The organism is Geobacillus sp. CCR, assembly GCF_052906625.1.
Window position 1 is genome coordinate 1 of the sequence record NZ_JBREBQ010000076.1, and the last position, 4,112, is coordinate 4,112.

The following is a 4,112-nucleotide window of genomic DNA, read 5'->3' on the forward strand; positions in this document are numbered from 1 at the left end:
CGTCGTTGGGTAGTTGTCAACCTGCCCTGATGCAACCCCAAGTCAAGGAAGGAGGACGAAGTCCGCTTGTACTTCTGGGGAGTTGCAAGCCCCCACTTCAAGCGTTAGCTAAGTGGGGGTAGTTGACACCGGCTGGTCGCAATACGCCGGAACAAAGCGGTATTTCCATCATCCGTACGTCGCGCCGGATGTGATTGAAGCAATGCTGGAGCGGGGCGTGCGGACGTTTTTCATCGACGCGCTCAACATCGACCCGCCGGACGGCTCGTCGTTCCGCGCCCACGAACTTATTCTTGGCGCCAACGGGGTGATCGGGGAAAATTTCGTGAACTTCGAGCGAATCGATTTTGATGATCCGTATATTATTGCCCTCCCCCTTTCCTTGCCTGGCTGCGACGGTTCGCCTGTTCGGGCGGTGGCGGTGCAGTGGGCGTAACAAAGAAGGATGATGCAACCAAACGCCCCGCACATGCTTTGCGCGGGGCGCGGCCTTGGGCTATTTGAGCCATTTGATCACTTTCACCGGGTTTCCGCCAACGACCGCGTTGGCGGGGACATCTTTTGTCACGACCGCCCCTGAGGCGATGACAGCGTTGTCGCCGATCGTGACGCCCGGGTTGATGACGGCCCGCCCGCCGATCCAGACGTTATGGCCGATCACAACCGGCTTTCCGTACTCCAACCCGGAATTTCGTTCGTGCGGATCGAGCGGGTGAGTCGCCGTATAAATGTGCACACCAGGACCAATAAAACAATGGTCGCCGATTCGCACTTCACATACATCCAAAATCACGCCATCAAAGTTCATAAAAAAGTTTTCACCGACGTGAATGTTGTAGCCGTAGTCGCAGCGGAAGTTCGGCTCGATAAACAGCCGTTCTCCAGTCGAACCGAACAGTTCTTTGAGCAGAGCGGTTCGCTTTTCATATTCCGTTTCCAACGTTTCGTTATACAAACGAACAAGCTGCCGCGCCCGCTCCCGCTCCTTGACGAGCTCCGGGTCGGCGGGATTGTATAAGTGTCCCGCTACCATCTTTTCTTTTTCGGTTTTCATCGAACCCCTTCAACATTTCATGCATTCGTTTCAAAACTCCATGGAATGATCTTATCGTCCTTCAGAAAAACCGTTCCCTGTCATCGTTTCAATCCGCACGCCTTCCCGATAATAGGCCTCCATCACACCCTTTGGCACCATGCTTCCACCCGTCGCCCAGCCAATATGAACGGCGTTTTTCATCTTTTCTTTCAAACCGTTTGCCTCTACGTACGTTTGCCCCGCCAAATCACGAAACAGCCGAACAGGCCCCGCCACCCCCGCCAAGGCGGACGGCTCTAAATAGATTTCCTCCGTTTCCACCATCGCCGCGAGCAAGCGGTAAAGCGTCGAATCGTCCACCGTATAGACGCCGCTGATGACGTTCTCAAGCATGTTTCCCACCAGCCGCGACGGCCGCCCCACTGCCAGCCCGTCCGCTTCGGTCTTATTGTCGAGGCCAAAATCTTGCACCGACACGCGATCGTGCTGTCCTGTCATCAGGCCGAGCAACATGCAAGGCGAATGCGTCGGCTCGGCGAAAAAGCAATGGACATGATCGCCGTACACGAGCTTTAGGCCAAACGTCACCCCACCCGGACCGCCGCCGACGCCGCAAGGAAGATATACAAAGAGCGGGTGGTTTTCATCAACCGTGATGTTCATGTCCTCTAATTGCTTTTTCAGCCGAAACGCCGCCACCGCATAGCCTAAAAACAGATGGATCGAGTTCTCATCATCGATAAAATACGACGTTGGATCCTCGGCGGACTGTCTTCGCGCCTCTTCCACCACTTTGTTGTAATCAGTGAGATGTTCGATGACGGTGACCCCTTTGCTTCGCAATAAGTCTTTTTTCCATTGTTTCGCATCGGCTGACATATGAACGGTAACGCGGAACCCAAGCTTCGCCCCGATGATGCCGATGCTCAAGCCTAAATTTCCCGTCGAACCAACGACAAGCGAATAGCGGGAAAAGAACTGTCTGAATTCCTCACTGTCCATCACCGCATAGTCATCCCCCATGGTGATCATATGGTTTGCCAGAGCGAGTTCTTCCGCATGTTTCAGAACCTCGTAGATTCCCCCTCTCGCCTTGATCGATCCGGAGATGGGAAGATGGCTGTCACATTTCAGCAACAGCTCCCCTTCAATGTTGGTCTGAAACATCTTTTCCAAACGCTGTTTCATGTTCGGAATTCGCACTAAAGGGGATTCGATGATGCCATAGGCCGTTCGCGTCTCGGGAAAAACTTTCGCGATGTAGGGGGCAAAGCGGCGCAATCGCTCTTCGGCCTCCTTGACATCGCGCTCGCGTAAAGGAATCGTTCGAATGGCTTGCGCAAACGCGTGATATTTTGGATTGCGCCAAAATACCTCTTCGGCCGCCATGATCGTTTCAAGCAGCGGGAATTCCTTTACCCACTTTTGGATTTCGTTTTTGGTCATCATGCACCATTCTCTCCCATGCGTGTTTGTCGTTTCGTACCCTTGGCAGATGCCGGTCCAAAGTCCGCTTCATGGTTTGCCGAACCGTTTGCCGTTTACCTTCAGTCTCGCGAAAACCGCTTCCATTGTCAATGGGGATGAAGGGAAATGGTTTGTGGATGACATTCGGGAGTGATCCCAGCCTTGTCGGAATGGCCAAGCGAGGCATGATCCGCTTTGAAAAATGTCTGTCTTTCCATTATGATGAAAGAGGCAAACCATATCGTGGAGATGATGATCATGGACAATCGTCGCGATTTATCGCTTTTGTTTCTCGTGATGTTTTTGGTCATGGCCGGGTTTGGCATCATCATTCCCGTCCTTCCGTTTTACGCAGAAAAAATCGGCGCTTCCCCGACACAACTCGGCTGGTTGATGGCCGTTTATTCGCTCATGCAATTTTTATTTGCGCCGATGTGGGGGAATTTATCGGACCGCTATGGACGAAAGCCGATGCTGCTTGTCGGCATTTTCGGTTTGGCCCTTTCGTTTTTCTTGCTCGCCGTCGCGACAAAACTTTGGATGTTGTTTGCCGCTCGCATCATCGGCGGATGTCTATCGGCGGCCACGATGCCGGCCGCTATGGCGTACGTCGCAGATGTGACAACGGAAGAAGACCGGGGCAAAGGAATGGGGATGATCGGAGCGGCCGTTGGGCTTGGATTCATTTTCGGACCGGGGATCGGCGGCGTGTTCTCGAAAACGAGCTTAACCGCTCCGTTTTGGATGGCAGGCAGCTTGGCGCTCTTGACCGCTCTATTCGTTTTCGTTTTCTTGCATGAGTCGCTTCCGAGAGAAAAACGAACGAATATACGAACAAAGCGGCCATCGCTTGCGGCCGCCCTCCAAGGGCCTGTAGCGCGCCTATACTTACTGCAGCTGATCACAACGTTTTCCCTCGCTGGACTTGAAGCGACGTTCGCCTATTTTGCCGCTGAACGAGCGGGGCTTTCGTCGACGGAACTTGGCTACATCTTTATGATCATGGGGCTTGCAGGGGCCATCGTCCAAGGAGGGCTGCTTGGAAAACTGATCCGCTCATTCGGGGAAGGAGCTGTCATTCGTGTCGGGCTGTTCTTGTCAGCAGTTGGCTTTTTTCTCATTTTATTCGTTCACAGCTTTTGGACAGCCGCGCTCTATTTAACGATTTTCGGCATTGGCAACGGCGTCATCCGCCCGTGCGTCTCCGCCTTGTTAACGAAGCATACAGCGGATGGCCAAGGAAGTGCGACAGGCGTTTTATCCTCGTTCGATTCGCTCGGCCGCATTGGCGGTCCGGCGATCGCCGGCTGGCTGTTCACCTTAAAGCCCAGTTTGCCATATGCGGCAGGAATTGCGCTTACATTCATTTCCTTTTCCGTTTTTCAATCGTTCCAACGCGCGATGATGCAAAAAGACACGTCCCTTTGATTCAAGAGGGGATGGGGGTGACCCGCTACACACGCAAGTGCAAGTCTTATGGATAAAAGGAGCATTCCCGTTAGGAGCTTTTCCGGGGACTTGATCAAAAAAAGCCCTCTTGGTATGATGCAGGGGTGTCAAACACATCACTCACCATACCAAGGAGGACTTCAGATGAATTGTACACAAA

Annotated in this window: 3 protein-coding genes and 1 pseudogene; 2 read left to right on the plus strand and 2 right to left on the minus strand. The window is 53.1% G+C overall.

Going from position 1 to position 4,112, the window contains the following annotated elements:
• Nucleotides 1-127: 127 nt before the first annotated feature.
• Nucleotides 128-436: pseudogene (locus ACVBDQ_RS17745) on the plus strand (cyclase family protein); the annotation flags it as partial.
• Between the two features lie 60 nt (nucleotides 437-496).
• Here the strand turns inward: ACVBDQ_RS17745 and ACVBDQ_RS17750 are convergent.
• Entirely contained in the window at nucleotides 497-1,054 is a 558-nt protein-coding gene (locus ACVBDQ_RS17750; protein WP_138187665.1) for a sugar O-acetyltransferase, read from the minus strand.
• Nucleotides 1,055-1,105: 51 nt separating this feature from the next.
• Nucleotides 1,106-2,485, minus strand: coding sequence for a D-serine ammonia-lyase (locus ACVBDQ_RS17755; protein WP_446663380.1), 1,380 nt, complete (start codon nucleotides 2,483-2,485; stop codon nucleotides 1,106-1,108).
• A gap of 276 nt (nucleotides 2,486-2,761) precedes the next feature.
• On the opposite strand from ACVBDQ_RS17755, the gene ACVBDQ_RS17760 reads away from it, so the two are divergent.
• Entirely contained in the window at nucleotides 2,762-3,931 is a 1,170-nt protein-coding gene (locus ACVBDQ_RS17760) for an MFS transporter (protein ID WP_446663381.1), read from the plus strand.
• Nucleotides 3,932-4,112: the final 181 nt, after the last annotated feature.

Bases quoted from the DNA above. Each gene is read 5' to 3' on its own strand.
- ACVBDQ_RS17760 (WP_446663381.1), top strand. From the start codon at position 2,762: ATGGACAATCGTCGCGATTTATCGCTTTTGTTTCTCGTGATGTTTTTG.
- ACVBDQ_RS17755 (WP_446663380.1), bottom strand. From the start codon at position 2,485: ATGATGACCAAAAACGAAATCCAAAAGTGGGTAAAGGAATTCCCGCTG.
- ACVBDQ_RS17750 (WP_138187665.1), bottom strand. From the start codon at position 1,054: ATGAAAACCGAAAAAGAAAAGATGGTAGCGGGACACTTATACAATCCC.